Annotated in this window: 21 protein-coding genes and 1 tRNA gene; 8 read left to right on the plus strand and 14 right to left on the minus strand. The window is 60.3% G+C overall.

The features are described 5' to 3' along the window. Positions 1–51: 51 nt before the first annotated feature. Positions 52–2,304, minus strand: coding sequence for a DUF748 domain-containing protein (locus LWH94_RS14630; RefSeq protein WP_232902688.1), 2,253 nt, complete (start codon positions 2,302–2,304; stop codon positions 52–54). Positions 2,305–2,459: 155 nt separating this feature from the next. On the opposite strand from LWH94_RS14630, the gene pdxH reads away from it, so the two are divergent. The 4 genes from pdxH (at position 2,460) to LWH94_RS14650 (ending at position 4,978) form a co-directional block, all read left to right on the plus strand. Next, entirely contained in the window at positions 2,460–3,095 is a 636-nt protein-coding gene (gene pdxH, locus LWH94_RS14635) for a pyridoxamine 5'-phosphate oxidase (RefSeq protein WP_022990509.1), read from the plus strand. Then, positions 3,064–3,825, plus strand: a complete 762-nt coding sequence (locus LWH94_RS14640) for a 4'-phosphopantetheinyl transferase family protein (RefSeq protein WP_232902689.1) — start codon at positions 3,064–3,066, stop codon at positions 3,823–3,825. The genes pdxH and LWH94_RS14640 overlap by 32 nt, the downstream gene beginning before the upstream one ends. A gap of 14 nt (positions 3,826–3,839) precedes the next feature. After that, entirely contained in the window at positions 3,840–4,424 is a 585-nt protein-coding gene (locus LWH94_RS14645; protein WP_232902690.1) for a DNA-3-methyladenine glycosylase I, read from the plus strand. Positions 4,425–4,522: 98 nt separating this feature from the next. After that, positions 4,523–4,978 carry a DUF3429 domain-containing protein gene (locus tag LWH94_RS14650; RefSeq protein ID WP_199457738.1) on the plus strand — a complete coding sequence of 152 codons (456 nt, stop codon included), beginning with the start codon at positions 4,523–4,525 and terminating at the stop codon, positions 4,976–4,978. Positions 4,979–5,131: 153 nt separating this feature from the next. Here the strand turns inward: LWH94_RS14650 and LWH94_RS14655 are convergent, their stop codons facing one another. From LWH94_RS14655 to LWH94_RS14675, 5 genes are all read right to left on the minus strand, one after another. After that, the gene (locus LWH94_RS14655; RefSeq protein WP_022990505.1) at positions 5,132–6,583 is read right to left on the minus strand and encodes an aspartate kinase; all 1,452 of its coding nucleotides are present in this window, start codon (positions 6,581–6,583) and stop codon (positions 5,132–5,134) included. A gap of 50 nt (positions 6,584–6,633) precedes the next feature. Further along, entirely contained in the window at positions 6,634–7,902 is a 1,269-nt protein-coding gene (gene ectB / locus LWH94_RS14660; protein WP_022990504.1) for a diaminobutyrate--2-oxoglutarate transaminase, read from the minus strand. Between the two features lie 178 nt (positions 7,903–8,080). After that, a complete protein-coding gene (ectA, locus tag LWH94_RS14665; protein WP_232902691.1) occupies positions 8,081–8,596 on the minus strand; it encodes a diaminobutyrate acetyltransferase in 516 nt (171 codons plus the stop codon). Positions 8,597–8,843: 247 nt separating this feature from the next. Further along, positions 8,844–9,695, minus strand: coding sequence for a UDP-2,3-diacylglucosamine diphosphatase (locus tag LWH94_RS14670; protein ID WP_232902692.1), 852 nt, complete (start codon positions 9,693–9,695; stop codon positions 8,844–8,846). 141 nt (positions 9,696–9,836) lie between these two features. After that, complete coding sequence (locus tag LWH94_RS14675) at positions 9,837–10,460, minus strand: YbhB/YbcL family Raf kinase inhibitor-like protein (RefSeq protein WP_022990501.1); 624 nt, start codon at positions 10,458–10,460, stop codon at positions 9,837–9,839. A gap of 255 nt (positions 10,461–10,715) precedes the next feature. Here LWH94_RS14675 and LWH94_RS14680 point away from each other — a divergent pair, with 255 nt between their 5' ends. Further along, positions 10,716–12,026 carry an NAD(P)/FAD-dependent oxidoreductase gene (locus tag LWH94_RS14680; RefSeq protein ID WP_232902693.1) on the plus strand — a complete coding sequence of 437 codons (1,311 nt, stop codon included), beginning with the start codon at positions 10,716–10,718 and terminating at the stop codon, positions 12,024–12,026. Positions 12,027–12,042: 16 nt separating this feature from the next. Here LWH94_RS14680 and LWH94_RS14685 read toward each other — a convergent pair. Next, positions 12,043–12,116 (minus strand) — tRNA-Gly (locus tag LWH94_RS14685). Between the two features lie 70 nt (positions 12,117–12,186). Between LWH94_RS14685 and LWH94_RS14690 the strand changes: the two genes are divergently transcribed. From LWH94_RS14690 to LWH94_RS14700, 3 genes are all read left to right on the plus strand, one after another. Beyond that, positions 12,187–13,902: a potassium/proton antiporter gene (locus LWH94_RS14690; protein WP_232902694.1), complete on the plus strand. Its 1,716-nt coding sequence runs from the start codon at positions 12,187–12,189 to the stop codon at positions 13,900–13,902. 91 nt (positions 13,903–13,993) lie between these two features. After that, positions 13,994–14,548: a L,D-transpeptidase family protein gene (locus LWH94_RS14695; RefSeq protein ID WP_232902695.1), complete on the plus strand. Its 555-nt coding sequence runs from the start codon at positions 13,994–13,996 to the stop codon at positions 14,546–14,548. Positions 14,549–14,751: 203 nt separating this feature from the next. Continuing rightward, entirely contained in the window at positions 14,752–15,033 is a 282-nt protein-coding gene (locus LWH94_RS14700; protein ID WP_232902696.1) for an Lpp/OprI family alanine-zipper lipoprotein, read from the plus strand. A 68-nt stretch (positions 15,034–15,101) separates the two neighbouring features. On the opposite strand, the gene LWH94_RS14705 is transcribed toward LWH94_RS14700, so the two are convergent. The 7 genes from LWH94_RS14705 to LWH94_RS14735 all read right to left on the minus strand — a co-directional run bounded on the left by LWH94_RS14705 (position 15,102) and on the right by LWH94_RS14735 (position 21,173). Further along, positions 15,102–15,890 carry a slipin family protein gene (locus tag LWH94_RS14705; protein ID WP_058342252.1) on the minus strand — a complete coding sequence of 263 codons (789 nt, stop codon included), beginning with the start codon at positions 15,888–15,890 and terminating at the stop codon, positions 15,102–15,104. A 29-nt stretch (positions 15,891–15,919) separates the two neighbouring features. Continuing rightward, positions 15,920–17,377, minus strand: coding sequence for an NfeD family protein (locus LWH94_RS14710; protein ID WP_232902718.1), 1,458 nt, complete (start codon positions 17,375–17,377; stop codon positions 15,920–15,922). A 21-nt stretch (positions 17,378–17,398) separates the two neighbouring features. Beyond that, positions 17,399–17,563, minus strand: coding sequence for a hypothetical protein (locus LWH94_RS14715; protein ID WP_232902697.1), 165 nt, complete (start codon positions 17,561–17,563; stop codon positions 17,399–17,401). Between the two features lie 74 nt (positions 17,564–17,637). Further along, a complete protein-coding gene (locus tag LWH94_RS14720; RefSeq protein ID WP_232902719.1) occupies positions 17,638–18,693 on the minus strand; it encodes a L,D-transpeptidase family protein in 1,056 nt (351 codons plus the stop codon). 52 nt (positions 18,694–18,745) lie between these two features. Further along, a complete protein-coding gene (locus LWH94_RS14725; RefSeq protein WP_232902698.1) occupies positions 18,746–19,315 on the minus strand; it encodes a TMEM165/GDT1 family protein in 570 nt (189 codons plus the stop codon). A 37-nt stretch (positions 19,316–19,352) separates the two neighbouring features. Continuing rightward, positions 19,353–20,744: a DHA2 family efflux MFS transporter permease subunit gene (locus tag LWH94_RS14730; protein WP_232902699.1), complete on the minus strand. Its 1,392-nt coding sequence runs from the start codon at positions 20,742–20,744 to the stop codon at positions 19,353–19,355. A 3-nt stretch (positions 20,745–20,747) separates the two neighbouring features. Continuing rightward, positions 20,748–21,173: a MarR family transcriptional regulator gene (locus LWH94_RS14735; RefSeq protein WP_022990491.1), complete on the minus strand. Its 426-nt coding sequence runs from the start codon at positions 21,171–21,173 to the stop codon at positions 20,748–20,750. Positions 21,174–21,264 lie beyond the last annotated feature (91 nt).

A 21,264-nucleotide genomic window follows, 5' to 3' on the forward strand; every position in this document is an offset into this window, starting at 1 on the left:
TTTTGATGGGGGAATCAGGCAGCCTGCCAGGGTGGCAGCTTTGCCGTGGAATCAGTGGCAGCTTTCGCGTGGAATGGGTGGCAGGCTTCGTCTGGAATCAGTGGCAACCTTGGTCTGGAATACGCAGGCCACAGCCTGGCCCAGCTCCATTCGGTCCAGCACCACCTGGTTCGATGCCCTCAGCCGGGTTCCGGTGAATTCGTAGTCCAGGTCCAGTTTCAGTTTGCCGCTGTCCACGCCGTAACCCAGAAAGCGGCCGAAGTAGGGGGACAGCACCGGCAGGGCCAGGTCGTCCATATTCAGTTGCAGCTCACTGGGGTCTTCCGTACCCAGGGCGCCCAGGGTGCCTTTGAAGGTGACCGGCGCCACGCCCGCCAGCCGGCCCTGCAAATTCACCGAACCCTGCTGGGGTGGCACGTTGCTGATGCCGGTTACGCTGCCGCTCAGGGTATCGAAGGTGGTGTTAAACACCGGCTCCATGGTGCGGTCGGTATAGGCTACGGAGCCTTCCTCCACCAGCAGCTCGCCAATGCGGAAGATAAACCCTGGCTCGCCGGATTGTTCGGCTGCGCTGTCACCTTCCGCCGCGTCGGCTTGTTCCGTGCCGGCATCGGCGCCGGTTTTGACAATGCGCTCCACGTTATGGGTACCGCCGGTATCCCGCACGAGGTTAAAGGCCGGCTGTGCCAGGGTTACGGTGCCGATTTCCAGCCGGGCCGGGTTGACGTTGAACTCCACCGGCGCCAGTCGCAGCAATTGCCAGGACACCAGTTGCCCGTCCTGGTCCGCCAGCCGCAGGTCCAGGTTGGCAATTTGCGCGGTACCGCTGAAGGTACCGGTCATGGGATCATCCTGGCTGTCCAGGTCCAGGTTGCCGTCAAAGCCGAGCCGGCCATCGTTTACCGCCAGGTTGGCGCCCAGCTGCAGATAGGGTTCTACTGCCGCCAGCGCGATGTCTGTGCCGGCCAGGGCCCCTTCAAAATTGAACGGTGCGGGTGTCACCTGGCCGTCGGCCCGCAGGCTGCCACCGCTGGCCAATCCCGCCGACAGGCTGTAGGGCACAGGCTCATCCATCTGCTGGGACAGCCCACCCAGAGTGACCGCCAGGTCGGTCAGGGCCAGTTCCGCCGGGGTTTCCGGAACCCGGTCGCGCCACCGGACGCCACCTTCGGTCAGTTCCACACCCTCAACGGACCAGCGGAAAGCCGGGGCGGAGCTTGCGGGCTCTTCCTCCGCGGCCTCCGCAGTTTGCTCACCGGCCGGCAGCGAGGTTACCCAGTCGACCATACCTTCGGCATCACGGCTGGCGGCCACGAACGGTGCCTCGATGGTCACCATGCCCACAGAAGCTTCCCGGGCGGTGAGGTCAAAGCCAATGTCATTCACGGTCAGGGCCCGGGCTGTGAGCGCCGGCTCTTCGTCACCTTCGTTCAGGGCTAGGGCCAGGTCACGGATCGACAGCTTGCCACCGGAGGTAATCAGTTCAAACTGGTCACCACCGGCCAGCTGGTAGCGGGATTCCACGGTGACGGCGCCATCCCGCAGTTGCCAGGGCAAATAGGGGGCCAGGAAGTGGGCCAGGGTGTCGTGGCGAACATCGGCAATACGCAACCGGCCTTCGGAATACAGCGGCGTTACGCTCAGGTCGCCCTGCCAGTCGATGTGCTGGTCCCCGATGGCAGCGGTGACAGAGTACTGGCTGTCAGACTCTTCCCTCTGCCAGGTGGCCAGGTCGTTCAGGGCAAGATCCAGCGGTTCGATGAGGAATTCGGCCGCTTCCGGCTGGGAGAAATCCCGGAACAGCAGCTGGCCACCTTCAATGGCGATCTGCCGGAAAAACAGCCTGGGTGGTTCCGACGGCTCCGACGGCTCCTGAACCGGCTCAGGTTCGCTGGCAGGCGGGTTGGCGTTTTGCCAGTCCCGGGCGTAGTTCACCGAGTAGTCTTCCAGCAGATCCAGGCGGATATCCGGTTCGGTCAGGCGGATTTCCTCGAAGCCGATAATACCCCGCACCAGCCGGAGAAAACTCACATCCACCCGCAGCTTTTCGAAGGCTGTAACCGGTTCGTCTGCCTGGTCACGGGCGGCAAAGCCTTCGGCTTCCATGCTCAGGGCAAACGGATTAACCCGGATGCTTTCCACCTGCGCCTGCCAGCCCATACGCTGCTCCAGCTGTTCGGGCAGGGCTTTTTCCAGCCACCAGGGCAGCAACAGGAACCCCGCCAGTGCGTACAACCCCACCAATACCGCCAGCACGATGACACTATTTCGCGCCAGATGACGTTCTGCCTTTTGCTCGGCCACAGACCACTCCCTCTGAAACAGCACTGAAATTCCGGATACTCCTTCAAGCATACCGCCGGGCGCCAGTCTTTGTCAGCCAGACCTGACAGCCGGCACTGAACCCGATATCCTCGCAAGACGTAACACTCCCTGTGCAACCCAACGGAGAGAGCAGTATGGACATCGGCGATATGCGTCGGGATTTTGAAAGTGAAGGGCTGGATCGTGAACACCTGAACGACGACCCGGTTTTGCAGTTCCAGGCCTGGTTTGAAGATGCCCGCACCGCAGGCATTCTCGAGCCCAACGCCATGTCGCTGGCCACCGCCGGTACCGACCAGATGCCGGACCTGCGCACCGTGCTGCTGAAATACTTCGATAACCGGGGCTTTGTGTTCTACACCAATTACGGCAGCCGCAAGGCGCTGGAGCTGGAGCAGAACCCCAAGGCAGCGCTGCTGTTTCCCTGGATCGGCCTGAACCGTCAGGTACGTGTTCAGGGGCCGGTGGAAAAGGTCAGCAAGTCGGAATCCCTGAAATACTTCGCCTCCCGGCCACGGGGCAGCCAGATTGGCGCCTGGGTATCGGAGCAGAGCAAGGCGATTACTTCCCGGGGCCTGCTGGAACAGAAAGTGGCGGAGATGAAACGCAAGTTCAGCTCCGGCGAGATTCCCCTGCCCAGTTTCTGGGGCGGTTACCGGGTGGTTCCGGAGCGGATTGAATTCTGGCAGGGGCGGCCAAGCCGGCTGCACGATCGCTTCGAATACGTGAGAGAGGGTGATGGCTGGACCATCCAACGCCTGCAGCCCTGACCGGCCCCAGATCTGGCTGTGTCACCAGATCCAGCGGGACCTGCCCGCACCGCCGGAGTGGATGACCCGTTTTGAGGCCGACACCATGGCCCGGCTAGAAGGTGTCCGCAGGCGAGAATTCCTGGCCAGCCGCTGGCTGATGCGGCAGGGTATCAGCCAGGCCAGCGGCACGGCTCCCGAGCACTGCCAGCCCGTGGACGGACGCCCGGTGGCGACCGTTTCTCCCCCGCACTGGTGCCTCAGCCTCAGCCACAGCCGGGAGCTGGCGGCCGTGGCCACGGCTGGCCGGCCACTGGGCATTGATATTGAACCGGGCCAGCGCAAGCCGGACTGGACCGGCGTGGCCAGGCGCTGGTTTTCGCCGGTGGAGCAGGAGTGGCTGTTCCGGGCCGATGATCCTTTTTCTTTCCTGCAGGTCTGGACTCTCAAGGAAGCCTGGCTGAAAGCCACAGGGCGGGGCATTGCCGGCAACCTGCAAACCCTGGAAGTACGCAAGAACTTCGAACTCTACGGAGACCAGCCTGATGGCCTCTGGCAGGCCAGCTGTTTCTATGCCGAAGGCTTTGTGATTACTCTGGTGCACCAGGCGTCCACCGATGGCAACCGCACGCTGTGGCCGGACATCACCCTGCTGGAGCCGCCGGCGGACGACTTTGCACTGACCCCGGCGCGGCCAACAGACACCAGTTGGGAACCCCTGTTCCAACGCATAATCCGCGCCAGGCGCTGACCCGGAGGCCCCCAATGAGCAAGACCCGCGAACGCTGCCCCTGGTGCGGAACCGACCCGCTCTATGTGCACTACCACGACACCGTCTGGGGTCGCCCGGAATATGATGACCAGGCGCTGTTCGAAAAGCTGTGCCTGGACGGCCAGCAGGCCGGCCTGAGCTGGATCACCATTTTGCGCAAGCAGGAAAGCTACCGCGCCGCCTTCGCCGGCTTTGATCCGGAACAGATCGTGCGCTTCACCGAGCGGGACCAGGCCCGGCTGCTGGAGAACCCCGGTATTATCCGCAACCGCCTGAAAGTGCAGTCCATTATCCGCAATGCCCGCAGCTATCTGGCGCTGAAGGAGCAAGGCATCGGCTTTGCCGATTTTCTCTGGCAGTTCGTGGAGCACCAACCCCGGCAAAACCACTGGCAAACCATCGAACAGGTACCGGCCACCACCGCAGAATCCGAGGCCATGTCCCGGGCCCTGAAAAAAGCCGGTTTCAACTTTGTCGGCCCAACCATCGTGTACGCCTTTATGCAGGCTACCGGTATGGTGAACGATCACCTGGTCACCTGCCCGGCCCATCGGGAATGTCTCGAACTGGCCCGATGATCCCGACGGGCATGGCAAGCGTAAATCTCCCTGTATCGCAATTCAGGGAGCTATACCGTGCGAATAATTCTCAATGAACTGAAACCGAGGCAGCGGTCGTGATCGCCGTTGCCCGCCTTGCCATTCTGGTCGGCATTGCCGGCCTGGTTCCGTTTATCGCAGGGGTTGTCGGCCTGTTTGCCCTGCCCGCCAACAGTGTCGCTATTCTCGGTTGGTTCTATCTTTACAGCGCCGGGATACTTGCCTTTATGGGAGGCATTTACTGGACCATGGCGTTGCAGCTGGAGAACCGCTCCTACCCGCAATCGCCACTGGTAACCATGTTGCTAAGCCAGGTCTTCTTTGTTGGCGCGGGGCTGGGACTGTTGTTGCACACACCCCAGAAAATCCTGCTCTACACCGTGGCCTTCGCCTTACTGTATTTGGTGGATGCGCGCTGGATGCGCCAGTACTGGCCGGCCTGGTACCTGAAATTGCGACTGCTGCTGACGGTGGTGGTATTGCTCTGCCAACTGACGGTCGGCGCCTGGTTCTGGCTGTTGCACGGCGGCTGAAGGGAAAGAAAACGGGGGAAGGAAAGGTGATCGGCCACGCCCGGCCATAATAACTCGCCAGAGGCGAGACGGCCGACCGGGCGCCCGATCAGGAGGCAAGACGTCCTCCATCACCCGCAAGCGAAGCGACCGGTTCCGCTTGCGGGCAATTCTTCAGGCGGTGGTTGCCGCCACGATAGCGTATTCGTGGTTGTGGGGCTCGATGAGCGCTCCGTGCAGGGCCACAATCGCCTGGTTGTAATGGTCTTCGTCAATCACGAACTGGATATCCACCTGGCGCATGCACTGGTGAATGGCCAGCACGCTGATTTCCTTGTCTGCCAGCGCCTTCACAGAGCGGGCCAGGATGCCGGGCACCTTCATGTCGCTGCCACAGGCTGACACCAGGGCCACCTTGCGGGTGCTGACTTCGGCATTCGGAAACTCTTCTTCCAGCGCCTTGACCACTCGCTTCACGTGCTTGAGCGTCGTGCCCACATAGTGAGTGATGGTGTTGGCGTTGGTGTCCTTCGACATGAAGCGCACCTTGAAGCGGGTCAGCACGTCCAGGATCTTGCGATCCGAGCCGGGCTCGCCCTGCATGTCCTGGTCGAACACTTCGATGGCAAACACACCCTTGGCGCCGGCAATGATTTCCACCTGCGGTTTCTCGCTGATGTAATCACCGGTAATCAGGGTGCCGGTATGCTCCGGCTCGAAGGTGTTCATCACCCGCAGCGGAATCTCGTTCTGGCGCAAGCCCTTACCGGCCCGGGGGTGGATGGCTTCCATACCCAGGTTGGCCAGCTGGTCCGCCACGTCGTAGTTGGTACGACCCAGGGGAACTACCTTGTCTTCACCCACCACTTTCGGGTCGGCGGAGCTCAGGTGATATTCCTTGTGGATGATGGCTTCGCGGGCGTTGGTCATCACAGCCACCCGGCTGAACGTCATCTCGCTGTAGCCACGATCGAAGGTGCGCATCAGACCTTCCTTGCACTGGGCGTAGCCGGTCACAATCGGCAGCTCGCGGCTCAGGTCGATGCTGTCGAACGCCTGCTTCAGCTTTTCATCCAGCGGCAGCAGCTCGGCATCACGCCAACCGGTCAGGTCGACAAAGCGGGCATTAATGCCCTCCTGCTGCAGCTTCAGGGTGGTGTTGAACGCACTGTGCGCTTCGCCGATACCCGCCAGCATTTCCCGGACAGTCAGCAGGTGCTCTTCAAGCTGGAACTGGCCGTAGGAACACAGGCGCTGCAGGTCGATCAGGCAGCCGCGAACACCTTCAATACGGTCAGTGATGAACTGGTCGGCCTGCTGCTTGAGCATCGGGTCTCTGAACAGCTCGCCATTGATGTCGGTCAGCAACTGGATCAGCTTGGTGAGGTCGTCACCCCAGGCCCAGTCCGATTCGGCATCAGCAAACAGGGCGTAAACGCCCGGCTCGCCGGTTTTCTTGTGTTCCAGCAGTTCGTTGGTTACGCCGCCATAGGCTGAAACCACGAAAATCCGCTGGTAGAGGTCGCTCTTCTTGCGCTTGCCAATAATGATATTGTCGCGCACGGCCTCGTAATTACTCATTGATGTACCGCCGATTTTCTCGACGGTGTGCTGTGCCGTAGTCATATCCTTGCCTTCGTAATCTGCGTTTTGGAAAGGTGGGGGAAACGGGCGTCTTACGACGCCTCGTTCACACCTTCCTGCATGATCTCGTCAACAGACTCGCCCAGCAGTTTCGCGCCCAGACGCAGGTCATCTTCGCTGGTGGTCAGCGGCATCAGGCACTTGATCACTTCATCGTTCGGGCCACTGGTCTCGATGATCAGGCCCTTCTCGAAGCAGCGCTTGGTGATCGGACCGGTCACGTCTGCATGCTTGGCTTCGATACCACGCATCAGGCCACGGCCTTTCATCGAGAACTCACCCGGGTACTTGTCGCAGATCGCCTGCAGGGCATCGCCCAGCACCTTGGTCTTGGCCTTCACTTCGTTGGCGAAGGCATCGTCTTTCCAGTAGGTTTCAACGGCAGCGCGGGCCGTTACGAACGCCATGTTGTTACCACGGAAAGTACCGTTGTGCTCACCGGATTCCCACACGTCCAGCTCCGGCTTGAACAGCACCAGCGCCATCGGCAGGCCGTAGCCACTCAAGGACTTGGATACCGTCACGATGTCCGGCTTGATGCCAGCAAATTCAAAGCTGAAGAACTCGCCGGTCCGGCCGTTACCCGCCTGGATGTCATCCACAATCAGCAGGATGTCGTGCTTCTTGCACAGCTCAGACAAGCCTTTCAGCCATTCAGCGCGGGCCGCATTCAGACCGCCTTCACCCTGAACGGCCTCAACGATAGCCGCCGCCGGCTTTTCAACACCGGAGGAGCTGTCAGACAGCACCTTGTCCATGATGTCCAGGGTGTCTACGTCTTCACCCAGGTAGCCGTCGTAGAACATGAAGTCCACGTGGCCCAGGGGTACGCCTACACCACCACGGTGATGTTCGTTACCGGTGGCGGCAACGGCACCGGCCGTTACGCCGTGGAAGCCGTTAGTGAAAGAAATGATGTTGGTACGGCCTTTCACCTTCCGGGCCAGCTTCATGGCCGCTTCCACACAGTTGGTACCGGTGGGGCCGGTGAACTGCATCTTGTAGTTCAGGCCACGGGGATCAAGGATGTACTTCTTATACGATTCCATGAAGTCGTGCTTTGCGGTGGTGAACAGGTCCAGGCCCTGGCTCACGCCGTCTGCCTCGATGTACTCGAGCAGTGCTTTCTTCAGGACATCGTTGTTGTGGCCGTAGTTCAGGGAACCGGCACCGGCCAGGAAGTCCAGGTACTGTTTGCCGTCTTCGGTGTACAGGTGCGCGTTCTTGGCACGGTTGAAAATCACCGGAAAGGCACGGGAATAAACACGAACTTCGGATTCAGTAGACTTAAAAATTTCCATTGTCTTGCCTCTTAGCATGTCAGGTTCGAGGTAAATGCGCGGTGGCCTGCTGGTAAAACGTGTCGGTCGCAACAGGCCCGCCGTGCGTTGATGTCAGCCATCTGGCAGGCCCACCTCGGGTGGCCTGCCGGCTGTTCAGATTCGCAGTCAGCGATTCACATACCGTGAATCAGGGCTCTCAGACAGGCTTCGTGAAAGGCCCGATGCGCAGCAGGAACTCAGAATCGTGCTTGCCGCCAAAGTGGGTCTCTTTCTCGAAGTGCTCGTGATAGGTGAGCTCGGCTCCCAGATCACGGGCAAATGAGCGGAACAGCGCCCAGGAAGCCTCGTTGTCTTCTGTAATCGTGGTTTCCAGGTGCGTGACGTTCTTGCACGCGTCCCGACCTACGATTTCCTTAAGCATCCGCTTGGCGAGGCCCTGGCCACGACCTTTCTCGTGTACCGCCACCTGCCAGACAAACACGGTCTCGGGCTGTTGGGGAGGGATGTATCCGGAGATAAAGCCGACCAGATCGCCGTCCTTCTCCGCCGCCACGCCGGTCTCGGCAAAGTGGCTGCACTGCAACAGGTTGCAGTAAATCGAGTTGGGGTCCAGCGGCGGGCATTCCGCAACCAGCTGGTGGAGCCTGTAGCCATCATCCTTGGTGGGTTTGCGCAAGGTGATGGCGGTGGTATTCGATCCTTCTGATGTCATAACGTGATCAATTCGCTTCGAAAGTTAGAGCTGAATTATATAGACCACAAAATATATTTCAAGTCGACCCTCTCTGGCTACCGCCCTCCCTGACACTGAATGGTACCAATAGCTTCTTGGTCAAACTCTTTTAACCTGATGTTTTTTATGGATTATTTTGACAATTTACCGTAAACCCCCGAATGAGTAGCTACCCAAGGCTAAAGAGCCGAAACCAAATTGTTTAGGCCTCCAAACATCAGCGCCGTTAACCGGCAATACGGTTAACCTGTTCGATGAACGACGGCGTCAGCACGTCCACCACCGGGCGTTCTCCTTCCGGGCCCGCCACCGCGGGCGCATCCTGCTCGGTCATGACAATCACCGGCTGATCAGACCACTGCAGCAACTGCAGTTCGCCATCGGTTGTTTCCACCAGGGCCGAGCAGTGCTCAACCCAGTCACCATCATTGCAGTATAGACCGTCCTCGCCACGCAAGAAGCCAGCAGAGTGAATATGTCCGCAAATAAAACCATCGAAATCGCCCTTCTCCGCGGCCGTCAGCGCTGCCAGTTCAAACCGGCGAATAAAGGTTCTGGCCTTACCTATGCGGCTTTTGATCCAGGCCGCCAGCGACCAGTAGGGCCTGCCCTGCAAACGGCGCAGGGCGTTGAACCAGCGGTTCAACCGCAGCAGCAGGCCGTGGGCATGGTCACCCACCAGCAACATCAGGGGGCTGCATCGCACTACCTGGTCGAACTGGTCACCGTGGCATACCAGAAAGCGGCGGCCATCCGCGGTGGTATGCACGGCCTTGTAGAGAAGCTCCACACCGGAGAGGGTCTGGCCACAGAAGCGGCGGAAGAATTCATCGTGGTTACCGGGCACATAGACAACGCGGGTGCCGGTGGCGGCCAGCTCCAACAGTTTGTGAACAACCTGCCGATGGCTTTCCGGAAAGTGGGCCCGACGCTGCATGGCAATCAGGTCGACGATGTCGCCTACCAGGTACAGGGTGTCGCACCGGATGGTATTGAGGAAATCCAGCAGTTGTCCGGCCTGGCAATCCGCTGTGCCAAGATGGACATCCGAGATGAAGACGCTGCGATAATTGCCCATGGTGCCTCCTGCATTGTCAGGCCAGCCGTCAGAGTGCAGGAAAAACTCTGACAAGGCCGGGTGACACGCAGGTGACAACCACGAGACAGTTAGATGAAGACAGGCGCGGAGCCGCTGCAGCCCCGCACCGTCAGAACCCGCTCAGCGCAGATCCGGATTGAGGGTGTAGGTACCGGTTACCCGGGCACTGGCCAGCACATGCCCGGCCATGGCCTGGCGCACGTCGTTGCCGTCAAATTCGCCATCCAGGCCCAGCGTTTCCACATCCAGCGCATGCACTTCGTAGTGGTAATGGTGGATGATCTCATCGTTCCAGGGCGGGCAAGGGCCGTCGTAACCGGCGTAGGTGCCGGCCATGTCCGGATTGCCGGCCAGGAACTGGGTGTAGTTATTCACACCGCGCACCCCGATCGGGCCGGGGCCGTGATCCTTGCCCTTGGGGCTGACGCCGTCACTGTCCTCACCTTCCGGGATGCGAGCAACGCTGGCCGGGATGTCCACCAGCAGCCAGTGGAAGAAGTCTACCCGGGGCAGGTCGGCCGCTACGGTCTTGCCTTCCTGGTTCACATCGTCGGCCACGCCGGGCACATCCGGGTCAAACATCACTACCACAAAGCTTTTGGTGCCCTCCGGCGCGCCTTCCCACACCAGTTCCGGGTTCCGGTTGGGGCCAAAACTCATGTGGTCCTGTTCACTGAATACACCAAACGCGAACTTTTCGGGAATCGGCTGGCCGTCCGCAATGCCTTTGACTTCCAGTTTCACAGTGGTTCTCCTGTTAGCAGGGTTAGGGTCCAAGCCTCTGTGGGCGTTTACCCTAAAGTGCCGCATGGCATCGGATTAATCAATCGCGAGCAGGCCCAACGAGGCAGCAAAAAGCCACTTTCGTTGAATTGTCATGCCGGAACTACGACGTTAGTATTAGCCGCCTCCAGTCAGGGACTGGACAAAGTCAGTGAGGACAGCCAAGCGTTTTTCGCCGAAAGAGCGCTTGGCTCTCTTCACTTCAAGGCGATCGTTATGGAAAACCTGCACCACATCGTAGTTGTCGGCGGTGGCGCCGGCGGCCTGGAACTGGTCACCCGGCTGGGCAACAAACTGGGCAAGAAACACAAAGCCCGCATTTCCCTGGTCGATGCCGGCCTGACCCACGTCTGGAAACCCCTGCTGCACGAGGTCGCGTCCGGTTCCCTCGACGCCAGCGCCAACGAAATCAACTACCGCGCCCACGCCCGCAAGCACCATTACGAATTCCAGCTTGGCCGGATGAGCGGGCTCGACCGCTCAGCGAAGGAAATCGTCATTGCCGCCTTCCACGATGACGAAGGTAATGAAGTGGTGCCCGAACGCCGCATCCGGTACGACACCCTGGTGATTGCCGTGGGCAGCACTGCGAACGATTTCGGCACTCCGGGTGCCCAGGAACACTGCCTTTTCCTGGACAGCCTGCGCCAGGCACGGCGGTTCCATAACCTGATGCTCAATGCCTTCCTGCGCAAGAATCATGAAGCCCTGCAGGGCAAGCCCCACAGCCTGAACATCAGCATCATCGGGGCCGGCGCCACGGGTGTGGAACTGGCCGCGGAGCTGCGGCTGGCATCGAGGGAACTACCGGTATATGGCATGAACCACCTGAAGTCTTCCGACGTTTCCATCAGTGTGATCGAAGCGGCCGACCGCATTCTACCGGCGCTGCCTGGCCGGCTGTCTGCCGCCGCAACCCGGGAACTGCAGCGCCAGAAAGTGCAGGTATTGACCGGCCAGCCGGTCAGCGAAGTACGGGAGAACAGCCTGGTGATGAAAGACGGCACCGAACTGCCGTCCGAGATGACCATCTGGGCCGCCGGCATCAAGGCACCGGGCTTTCTGGCCGACCTGGACGGGCTGGAGGCCAACCGCGGCAACCAGCTGATGGTAGAACAGACCCTGAAAACCACCCGGGACGACCACATCTTCGCCTTCGGTGATTGCGCAGCCTGCCCGCAACCGGATTCTGACCGACCGGTACCTCCACGGGCCCAGGCCGCCCACCAGCAGGCAGATACCCTGTTCGAAACCCTGTGTAACCGGCTTGACGGCAAGGAAGCGGTACCCTTTGTCTACAACGACCACGGTTCACTGATCAACTTCAGCAAATACACCACCGTTGGCAACCTGATGGGCAACCTGTCTGGCCGCAGCATGTACATTGAAGGCAAGGTGGCCAGGCTGTTTTACGTGTCCCTGTACCGGATGCACCAGGTCGCGCTGCACGGGTTTGTGCGTACGGGCATTATCTGGCTCATGGACAAGATCAGCCGGGCCATGCACCCGAGATTGAAGCTGCACTGAGGGGAAATTGCCGGACTGGAGCGGGCGATGGGAATCGAACCCACGTCACCAGGTTGGGAACCTGAAGCTCTACCATTGAGCTACGCCCGCCGGCATAATGGCTGTTCACGCAATATAAGCCCGTCGCCATAGCCGGGCAAGCCCCTTTAGTTGGAGTCTGATGGATCCCACCTTCACCCTGATCGGCGCCCTGATGCTGGTTTTCAGCATCGTGCTCAGCCCCCTTTCCAGCCGCGTTGGCATGCCTGTGCTACTGGTCTTCCTGGTGGTAGGCATGCTGATGGGCGAGGACGGGCCCGGGGGTATCGAGTTCGATAATGTGGAGCTCGCCTTCCTGATTGCCAACCTGGCCCTGGGTGTTATCCTGCTGGACGGCGGTATGCGCACCCGGGTGGACACCTTCCGGGTTGGTCTGAAACCCGCCATGATGCTGGCCACCGTGGGTGTCGCGCTGACGGCGGGCGGAGCGGCAATCGTTGCCTGGTGGGTATTCGACCTGCACTGGCTGATCGCCTTGCTGATCGGCGCGATTATCTCCTCCACCGATGCCGCTGCGGTTTTCTCCCTGCTTCAGGGCCGTGGGCTGCATCTGAACGAACGGGTCAGCGCCACTCTGGAAATCGAATCGGGCAGCAACGACCCGATGGCTATTTTCCTGACCCTGATGCTGGTTACCCTGATCAGCCAGCACCAGGACGGCGCCTTTGCCTCTGGCCTGCTGATGCTGGTCCAGCAATTCGGTATCGGCGCGCCAGCGGGCATTCTGGGTGGCTTTGCCATCGTCGCCCTGACCAACCGGATGCGCCTGACGCCTGCTCTCTACCCCCTGTTAGTGGCCGCAGCCGGCATCGCCGTGTTTTCTGCCACCAACGCCATTGGCGGTAGCGGTTTTCTCGCCATATATCTGAGTGGCGTGGTGATCGGTAATCGCCACGTGCGAATGATGCCCATGATCCTGCAGGTACACGATGGCCTGGCCTGGCTGGCCCAGCTGTGTCTTTTCCTGATGCTGGGGCTGCTGGTGAGCCCGTCTGACCTGGTACCCCTGGCTGGGGGCGGCCTGATTCTGGCCTTTACACTGATCTTCGTGATTCGCCCGCTGACGGTTCTGCTGACGCTCTGGCCCTTCGGCTTCAACCGCCGGGAGCTGGGCTTTATCAGCTGGGTGGGCCTGCGGGGCGCGGTACCAATTGTCTTGGCCCTGTTCCCGATCATCGCCGGTCTGCCGGATGCCCAGCTGGTGTTCCATGCCGCGTTCTTCATCGTGCTTGTGTCGCTTGTGGTACAGGGCACAACCATGGCGCCGCTGGCCCGCAAACTGAAGCTGGAAGTTCCAGCCGGCGAAGACCCTTACCGACGCCTGCCCCTGGATGCCCCCGCGGCGGGCGACCACGAGCTGATGCTGTTCCCGCTCCGGGGCCAGAACTGGGAATCACCGAAACGGCTCGGGCAGCTGCGGCTTCCGGACAACACCGCCGTTGCCGGGGTCTTCCGGAGTCGCCAGTGCCTGCAGCCCACCAAAGACCTGGAAGTCTCGACCGGAGACGTCGTCGCCATGTTCGCCACACCTGCGGTACTTCCGGAACTTGGCAAGGCCCTGAGTGGCCGGCAGGCACCGAAGCACCTGGCCGAGCGTGCCTTCTTCGGTGACTTCGTGCTCAATGGCGACGCCTTGCTGGGGGACGTAGAGCAGGTGTACGGCATCGAATTCGATGAATTGCCACCGGATCTTTCGCTCGCAGAATGCTTTGCCAAGCGCACCAAGGGCCACCCGGTAGTGGGCGACAAGGTCATTCTGGGCCCGGTCACCCTGGTAGCCCGTGCCACCGAGGCAGACCGGGTAACCAAGGTGGGCCTGAAGATGGACGCAACATAAAATGTAACAAAACCCCTTATCAATCTGCCTGCCCGCTGTGTTATAAACTGCATGAATAAAGTTTAACCATTGGATATCCATCGCCGGCGCCATGATTTTTCGAGCTTTTCTGATCGTTTTTGTAGCACTCCTTACCCCCTTTGCCGGGGCTACCGAGCTGTTAGCCCGGGCCGACACCCGGATGACTCCGGCTATCCCGGAACCCGAGCTGGCTGACCACTTCGAAATTACCCAGGTGGTAGTGAATAAAGGCGAGCGCCGCCTGCACCTGCTCAGTGGCGACCGCAAGGTGCGCAGTTACCGGATTTCCCTGGGCGACAACCCGGTCGGCCACAAGCTTTATGAAGGCGACTCCCGCACCCCGGAAGGCGACTACACCCTTGACTGGCGCAACCCGGAGAGCGATTTCTACAAATCCATCCATATTTCCTATCCGAGCCCGAAAGACCGGGAGCTGGCACAGGCCTGGGGGCTCGACCCGGGTGGCAGCATCATGATTCACGGCCTACCCAACGATGTCGGCGACATGGCCTTTGCCTATGTGGGGCTGGACTGGACAGAGGGCTGCATTGCCGTGACCAATGAAGAGATGGATGAGATCTGGGCCCTGGTCAACGACGGCACCCCCATCCGGATCATGCCCTGAACCCGGTACGTTCATGACACGCCGATTAAGTTGTTGTCATAAGCTAAGAATTTTTACCTATCCTCGGTTAACATTTTGCTTCATAGTGTTTTACACTGTTTAACGACTCCGGTAGTCACTGCCTATCGGGCATAGCTGACAGGAAGTCGTCTATACTGACTTCTGGATCACAGGAAATAAAACGACCAATAAGGGGATTTACCATGCGTAAACTGACGATCGCTGGGTTTGCACTGGCCACTGCTCTGACTGCAGGTTGTGCCACCACTGACCAGGCTGCTCTCGACGAAGCCAATGCAACTGCAAGCTCCGCTGAGCAGACTGCCAACAACGCTCTGAACACTGCTAACAGCGCTGCAAGCGATGCTCGCACTGCTCAGCAGACTGCTGAAGAAGCCCTGGCTGCTGCCCGCGCTGCTCAGAAGTCCGCTGACGAAGCGAACGAGCGCGCCAAGCGTATGCTGGAGCGTGCCAGCCAGAAGTAAGGCTGACGCAAAGCAGAAAAAGGCCGGTTCAACCGGCCTTTTTTGTGGGCGTTTGAAAAGTCAGGGAGTTACTGATCCAGCTTGTCAGGTGCCTTGTTTCCGGACTGATTGTCCAGAAAGTTCTTGATCATATCCATCGGCAGCGGGAACACGATGGTGGACGAGTTGTTATTGCTCATATCCGCCAGCGTTTGCAGGTAGCGCAGCTGCATGGCCCCGGAGTTGGCCGACATCACTTCTGCCGCCTCAACCAGTTTCTTTGAAGCCTGCAGTTCACCTTCGGCGTGGATAACCTTGGCCCGCCGCTCCCGCTCAGCCTCGGCCTGCCGGGCGATGGCGCGTATCATCGATTCGTTCAGGTCTACGTGTTTGATTTCCACGTTGGCCACCTTGATACCCCACTCCTCGGTCTGGGCATCGATGATCTCCTGGATGTCCGCATTCAGCTTGTCACGTTCTGACAACATCTCGTCCAGGTCGTGTTTACCCAGCACCGAACGCAGGGTGGTCTGGGCCAGCTGGCTGGTCGCCGCGCCATAGTCTTCCACCCGGATAATCGCCTTTTCCGGATCCACTACCCGGAAATACAGCACGGCGTTCACCCGCACGGTCACGTTATCTTTGGAGATCACATCCTGGCTGGGCACGTCCAGCGTGATCACCCGCAGGTCTACCCGAACGATCTGCTGGATACCGGGAATCACGATAATCAGGCCCGGCCCTTTCACGCCCTGGAACCGCCCCAGGAAGAAAACCACGCCACGCTCGTATTCGGGCAGGATCTTGATCGCTGACCCGAGGATCAGCAACAGCACCACGGTGGGTGCGAGATAGGGAATGAAATCACCCAGATTCATACGGCCTCCTTGTATTGCCTGTGATTGTTCTACCTTGCGTCAGACCCGGGCTCTACCTGCAGGGTCAGCCCATCGATGCCGGTTACCCTGACTTCCATGCCGTCCGTAATGGCCGAGCCGCTGCGGGCATTCCAGCGCTCGCCACTGACCCGCACATGGCCAAGGAACTGGTCATGCTCCGGCTTGAAATCGTCCAGCGCCAGGCCATGTTCATGGACAATCTGCTCGCTGCCGCTGACCGGGTGCCGGCGCCGCAGGCCGATAAAGCGGGTGACTGTCCACAGCATAAAGCCGCCAGCCACCACCGCTGTTCCGCCAATGGTGGGCAGGGAAATCTGCCGGTGGCTGCCATCCATCAGGATCACCGAACCGGTCACAAAGGCGACAATGCCGCCAATACCCAGTATCCCGAAGCTGGGCACAAAGGCTTCCCCCACAATAAATGCCAACCCCAGCATAATCAGCGCCAGGCCGGCGTAATTCACCGACAGTACCTGGAAGGCAAACAGTGCCAGCACCAGGCTGATGGCGCCGATCACGCCCGGCACCACGGCCCCCGGGTTAGCCAACTCAAAAATAATGCCGTAGAAGCCGATGATCATCAGGAAGTAGGCCACGTTGGGATCGGTGATCACCGACAACAGGCGGGTGCGCCAGTCCGGCTCGGCCCGAACCAGTTGCAGCCCGGCGGTTTCAAGGGTGCGCGGGCCAGAGGCCATCTGCACGGTGCGACCGTCAACGGCGGACAACAGTCCTGCCAGGTCCGGAGCCACCACATCGATCACGTTCAGCTCAAGCGCCTCACTGGACCCCAGGTTTACCGCCTCGCGCACAGCCTCTTCCGCCCAGTCACCGTTACGGCCGTGGCGCTCGGCCAGGCCACGGATATAGCTGACGGCATCCTCCAGCACCTTGCGTTCCATAGCGGTGTCACCACGGCGTTTTTCCGGTTCAGCGCTGGCGTCTTCGGTTTCGCTGGCGTCTTCAGGTGCGTCGTCTGCAGGGGAAGGAGATTCTGGTTCCGGAGAGCCGGGCAGGCCGCCCATCTGTACCGGCGTGGCAGAACCCAGGTTGGTGGCGGGCGCCATGGCCGCGATGTGGCTGCCGTAGAGGATATAGGTACCGGCGCTGGCTGCGCGGGCGCCCTGGGGCGAAACGTAGGTGGCAACGGGTACGTCGGAGGCAAGGATGGCCTTGATGATTTCCCGCATGGAGTCCATCAGGCCACCCGGGGTGTCCAGCTCCAGGATGACCAGCCCGGCATTATCCTGTTCGGCCCGGCGAAGACCCCGGGTTACGTAATCCATGGTGGCGGGGCCAATGGCACCTTCCACGGTCAGCACCAGGGCGGTTCCGCGCCGCTCCTGCTGGGCCAGTACCTGCCATGACAGGCTGACCAGTAACAACAGGGCTCCGGCCAGGAACACCAAGCCCCAGAAGGTTGCCCTCCGGTGGCTGGATCGACTCTGGAATGGCGGTGCGTGCATCATGCCCTCCGGTCGGGATGGTCAGAACATGCGCGCCAGAACGGCCTCCGGCAAGCGCCTGATAATGAAACCCAGCGGTGCCCAGGGCCAGGCCGGCACAAAGTGCTCGGCCTTTCCGGCTTCTATGGCTTTCACCATAGCACGGCACCCGGTCTGTGCATCCACAATAAACGGTGTGTTTTTCACCTTTTCGTTCATCCCGGTGCGAGTGTAGCCCGGGTACAGGGTGAGAAGGGGCCTTGTTCGATCCCGCCACGCTATCAGAAGTACAGCGTCTGTCCGGGTTCGGTTTTTTGTTCCCGGGGCGGTTCGGCGCTCTTTTCAGAGGCCATCTGCGTGAGCTTTTCGCCAATCATGGTGGGAATGCCATCGGCCTGGTCTACGACAATCTCGATAGACTGTCGCCGCACCTGCACGTCCGGATGTTCCTCAACAAAGGTTTCGACTTTCTCGAACACCTGTTGCCAGAGCTTGTCGCGATCCTCTGCGGTGTAATCTTCCCGGGGCCGGTGCACTTCCAGCCAGACCTCGCCACCCGACAGGCCGACCTTCACCGATTCACGGATCACCCGTACCGGAGTGCCTTTCTCCACCTGGTAGACAAAGCGGGAGATATCCTCGTTGTACATGCGAAAGCAGCCATGGCTGACCGCCATGCCGACACCGAACTGCTTGTTGGTGCCGTGAATCAGGTAGCCTTTCTCACTCAACAACAGGGCATGGGAACCCAGCGGATTACCCGGGCCCGGGGGAATCATCCGGGGCAGGAAATCGCCGGAGGCTTCGTACTCGGCCCGGATACTGGCCGGCGGATACCAGGCCGGAGACTCCAGCGGCATGGTCACTTCGGCGTTGGTCAGCGGTGAGGGATTTTCCTCGGTACCCACGCCTACCGGATACACCTGCACGCCATCTTCCGCGAAGTAGTAAAGACGGTATTCGGCCAGGTTGATCACGATGCCCTTGCGCGGCACGTCCGGCAGCACATACATACGGGGCAGGGTAATCACCGAGCCGTCCCCCGGTAGCCAGGGATCCACGCCGGGATTGGCTTTAACCAGTTCCAGGTAGCCCAGCGCCAGTTCGTTGCCAATGCCGGCAAAGGTGTCTTCATAGGCGGTGGTGAATACCTGCAGCTCCCCCGCCAGGTCACCGTTCAGGGGAAAGGTTGGCACCCGCGGAGACCGGTCGATTTCTTCCTTTGCATCTTCCTGCTCCCCGGGCCCGGGTTCCGGCGCAGGCTGGGCACTGGCCTGCATGCCAAGGCTGGCAAGCAACAGCACCAGCAGCCACGAGAAACGGTACTTCAACTGCATCATCTTTGTTTCCTGTTCAAAATCCTGCCACACCAGAAGACCGGCGAAGGCGTCAGGAGTTCATCAAGGTTGTCCAAATGGTAACCGCCGCCAGCGCCACAAACAGAATACTGGCGCTGATCCGCGCGGTGGCCAGGGGCAGGCGCTCCATCAGCCAGCGACCTGCCAGAATAACCGGTACATTGGCAATCAGCATACCAACGGTGGTTCCGATAATAACCCAGAATGTCTCGGTATACCTTGCCGCCAGTACCACCGTGGCGATCTGGGTTTTGTCACCGATTTCGGCCAGGAAGAACATGATGGTGGTGGCCATGAAGGCCCCCATGCCCAGAAACTTCGAGTCGTCGCTGTCGTCTTTATCCGGCACCAGCAGCCACAGGGCAATGGCAATAAAGCTCACGGCAAGAATCCAGGGTAGCCAGGCTGCCGGAATCTGTGCCGCCACCCAGGCGCCAATCCACGCGGACAGCGCATGGTTAAGCACCGTAGCAATCAGGATGCCCAGGATGATCGGGGTACGGGTGGCATAGCGGGCAACCAGGAACAACGACAACAGCTGGGTTTTGTCACCAATCTCGGCAATGGCTACGGCAAGGGTCGATGCGAGAAAAGCATCCATTCAGAAAGGCCTCCGGTGGGTAAATTTATATGAAAACTCAGCTGCGCATCTTCCAGACCGGGATGGCGGCTACCGCCACGAACACGGCTACCAGCCACCAGGCCGACTGGAACGCGGAAAAGGTAGGAAGCCCACCCTGATGCGCCCCGAATTCGATGGTCAGCGCCACGATATTAACACCCAGTGCGCCGCCCAGTTGCCGGGCAAAGTTGATGGTACTGGAACCCGCCCCCATCAACTCCGGCGGCAGGGGGTTCATGGCCCCGGTAGACAGCGCCGGTAGCATGAAGCCGATGCCGATCCGGCCCAGAATGGCCCAGAATGCCAGCCAGCCAAAGCCCACCAGGTGCCCGGTTACCGCAAACAGCACCGCCGACAGGGCAAACACTACAATACCAAACAACACCAGGCTACGGGCACTGCGCCGGTCAGCCAGCCGTCCGGCCAGCGGGAAGGTCATTCCCAGAACGATACCAGCCGGCAACATCAGCAGGCCAGCCTCGGTTGCGGAGAAGCCGAGCGTGGTCTGTACAAACAGCGGAATCAGGTAAGTAGAGCCAAACAGCGCCAGGCCCAGTGCCATGGCACCCAGGGTGGCAAACAGGAATACCGGACGGCGCAGCAAGTCCAGTTTTATCAGAGGATAACGGGCCGTGCGGGCACGGAACAGGAAGGCCGCCAGCAGGGCAACCGCGACCATGCCCTGAACCAGCACCCGGATTTCCTGGCCGGTCAGTTCCTGCAGGCGGGTCAGGGTGTCCAGGGTCAGCGCGATCAGGCTGCCCAGCAATGCCAGGCCGAGAAAATCGAAGGGATAATTGGCCGGCCGGGAGCGGGGTAGTGGCAGAAAGCGCCAGGCCATCCACACCCCCAGCAGGGTCACCGGTGCCGGGGCGTACATCACATAGCGCCAGTTGAACTGGTCCACCAGAAAACCGCCCAGTACCGGGCCCAGGGCCGGTGCCAGGATCACACCCATGCCATAGATACCCATGGCCTGGCCACGCTGTTCAGGCGGAAAAATGCGGAACACCAGGAACATGCCCATTGGCTGCATCAGGCCCGCCATCGCGCCCTGGCCCACCCGCGCGGCGATCAGCTGGCCGGGAGTTTCGGCAAAGCCGCCGATGACTGAAATGACGGTAAACATGGCCATGGCACAGGCCAGGGTGAGCCGCACACCGAACCGGTCCAGCAACCAGGTGGAAGCCAGCATGGTGGTGGTCATGGCGGCGATAAAGCCGGTCGCCAGCCAGTGCACCTGCCCCTGACGGATTCCGAACTCCATCATGATGTCGTGCAGGGCAACGTTGACCACTGTGGCGCTGAGCACCGTGGCCATGGTACCCATCACAACCGTGATGACCGCCAGCCAGCGCCAGCGGTCGCCGTATCGAGCCTTCAGGCCCTCGACCGAATTATCCGCCAAGGGTTACTTCTGCTTTTCAGCGTTTTCCATGATCTTGTGGAACACCTTCAGGGTGCACTCGAGATCCTTGTCGGAAATCCCTTCAAGCATCTCCTCCCGAAGGTCGGAGGCTCTCTGTGTCAGCTCTTCCATAAAGTCCACACCCGCCTTGGTCAGGTGCAGGCGACGGGCCCGGCGGTCGTTCGGGCAAGGGCGGCGCTCAATCAGGTTCTGCTGTTCCAGGCTGTCGAGCAGGCGCACCAGGGTCGGGTTCTCGATGGCCATGAGGCTCGCCAGTTCGCGCTGGGTCAGGCCTTCGCCGCCTTCCTGCAGGTAGAACATGGTGCTCCAGCGGGCCTGGGTAACACCGAGGTCTTTCAGGCGTTCATCAAGCATTTTACGCCAGCGGCGGGTAACCCGGGCAACGGCAAAGGGGAACTGTTCTCTCATGACAATCTACTCCTGAGGCTGATCTGCTCCGGGGCAAACCACGCCCGGGCAAGAACTGACGAAAACTTACTATTGCTGAATATTCACCAAT

This window comes from Marinobacter sp. G11, assembly GCF_021282325.1.
GTDB lineage: Bacteria > Pseudomonadota > Gammaproteobacteria > Pseudomonadales > Oleiphilaceae > Marinobacter > Marinobacter vinifirmus.

Excerpts from the sequence above, each read along its gene's own strand:
- pdxH (WP_022990509.1), top strand. The coding sequence starts at position 2,460 with ATGGACATCGGCGATATGCGTCGGGATTTTGAAAGTGAAGGGCTGGAT.
- LWH94_RS14640 (WP_232902689.1), top strand. The coding sequence starts at position 3,064 with ATGGCTGGACCATCCAACGCCTGCAGCCCTGACCGGCCCCAGATCTGG.
- LWH94_RS14645 (WP_232902690.1), top strand. The coding sequence starts at position 3,840 with ATGAGCAAGACCCGCGAACGCTGCCCCTGGTGCGGAACCGACCCGCTC.
- LWH94_RS14655 (WP_022990505.1), bottom strand. The coding sequence starts at position 6,583 with ATGACTACGGCACAGCACACCGTCGAGAAAATCGGCGGTACATCAATG.
- ectB (WP_022990504.1), bottom strand. The coding sequence starts at position 7,902 with ATGGAAATTTTTAAGTCTACTGAATCCGAAGTTCGTGTTTATTCCCGT.
- ectA (WP_232902691.1), bottom strand. The coding sequence starts at position 8,596 with ATGACATCAGAAGGATCGAATACCACCGCCATCACCTTGCGCAAACCC.
- LWH94_RS14670 (WP_232902692.1), bottom strand. The coding sequence starts at position 9,695 with ATGGGCAATTATCGCAGCGTCTTCATCTCGGATGTCCATCTTGGCACA.
- LWH94_RS14680 (WP_232902693.1), top strand. The coding sequence starts at position 10,716 with ATGGAAAACCTGCACCACATCGTAGTTGTCGGCGGTGGCGCCGGCGGC.
- LWH94_RS14690 (WP_232902694.1), top strand. The coding sequence starts at position 12,187 with ATGGATCCCACCTTCACCCTGATCGGCGCCCTGATGCTGGTTTTCAGC.
- LWH94_RS14695 (WP_232902695.1), top strand. The coding sequence starts at position 13,994 with ATGATTTTTCGAGCTTTTCTGATCGTTTTTGTAGCACTCCTTACCCCC.
- LWH94_RS14700 (WP_232902696.1), top strand. The coding sequence starts at position 14,752 with ATGCGTAAACTGACGATCGCTGGGTTTGCACTGGCCACTGCTCTGACT.
- LWH94_RS14705 (WP_058342252.1), bottom strand. The coding sequence starts at position 15,890 with ATGAATCTGGGTGATTTCATTCCCTATCTCGCACCCACCGTGGTGCTG.
- LWH94_RS14710 (WP_232902718.1), bottom strand. The coding sequence starts at position 17,377 with ATGCACGCACCGCCATTCCAGAGTCGATCCAGCCACCGGAGGGCAACC.
- LWH94_RS14720 (WP_232902719.1), bottom strand. The coding sequence starts at position 18,693 with ATGCAGTTGAAGTACCGTTTCTCGTGGCTGCTGGTGCTGTTGCTTGCC.
- LWH94_RS14725 (WP_232902698.1), bottom strand. The coding sequence starts at position 19,315 with ATGGATGCTTTTCTCGCATCGACCCTTGCCGTAGCCATTGCCGAGATT.
- LWH94_RS14735 (WP_022990491.1), bottom strand. The coding sequence starts at position 21,173 with ATGAGAGAACAGTTCCCCTTTGCCGTTGCCCGGGTTACCCGCCGCTGG.